Annotated in this window: 1 protein-coding gene; it reads left to right on the top strand. The window is 74.1% G+C overall.

Going from position 1 to position 996, the window contains the following annotated elements:
- Positions 1-996: serine/threonine-protein kinase (locus AU195_RS23440; protein WP_059161417.1), on the top strand; the 996-nt coding region annotated here is incomplete at both ends.

The following is a 996-nucleotide window of genomic DNA, read 5'->3' as shown; positions in this document are numbered from 1 at the left end:
GCCTCGGCGGGATGGCCGAGGTCCGCGACGGATGGGATGCGCGCCTCGACCGCGCGGTCGCCGTCAAGCTGCTGCATCCGGCGTTGCGGACCCAGCCCGAGGTGCGCAGCCGGTTCGAAGCCGAAGCCCGCTCGGCCGCCGCCCTCACGCATCCGAACATCGTCGCGGTGCACGACTACGGCGAGGACGACGGCACGCCGTTCATCGTCATGGAGCGGTTGCCCGGCCGCACCCTCGGCGACGTCATCGCCGCGGGTCCGATGTCACCCGCCCAGGTGCGCGCGATGCTCGACGAGGTGCTCGCGGCCCTGGAGGTCGCCCACGCCGCGGGCGTGCTGCACCGCGACATCAAACCGGGGAACATCCTGCTCTCATCCGACGCCAACAGCCTCAAGGTGGCCGACTTCGGCATCGCCAAGACCGGCGGCGCCGCCCACACGATGACCGGGCAGATCGTCGGGACGCTGGCGTACATGAGTCCCGAGCGGATCAGCGGTGCGCCTGCTTCGGTCGCCGACGACCTCTACGCCGTCGGGGTGATGGCCTACGAGGCGCTGCTGGCCCGGCGGGCCTTCCCGCAGGACAACCCGGGCTGCGTGGCGCGCGCGATCATGGACGAACCGCCGCCCCCGGTGACGGCGTTCCGCTCCGACGTCGACCCGATCCTCGCCGGCGTCATCGAACGGGCGATGACGCGTGATCCGCGTCAGCGCTTCAGCAGCGCGACGCAGATGCGCGCCGCTCTCGCCGGGGACCAGACCGCCCTGTTCGGGGGAACCGCACCGGTCATCCCGCCGGCCCGGCCGGCCACCCGGGTGCTCGCTGCGCCCCTGCCGCCGTCGGCCGTCGGTCCGCCGCCCCGCCGCGGCCCGTCGCGGCGTGCGCGCGCGGCCGCGGGTGCGGTCGCGGTGCTGGCGGCGTTCGCCATCGTGGCCGTCGCCCTGGCGATGGACCCGTTCTCGCCCGCGCCCGCGCAGAAACCGGTGAGCAACAGCA

Source organism: Mycobacterium sp. IS-1496, assembly GCF_001499995.1.
Taxonomy (GTDB): domain Bacteria; phylum Actinomycetota; class Actinomycetes; order Mycobacteriales; family Mycobacteriaceae; genus Mycobacterium.
The sequence above is the reverse complement of the archived record's forward strand: the minus strand, read 5'-3'. Positions and strand labels throughout refer to the sequence as shown.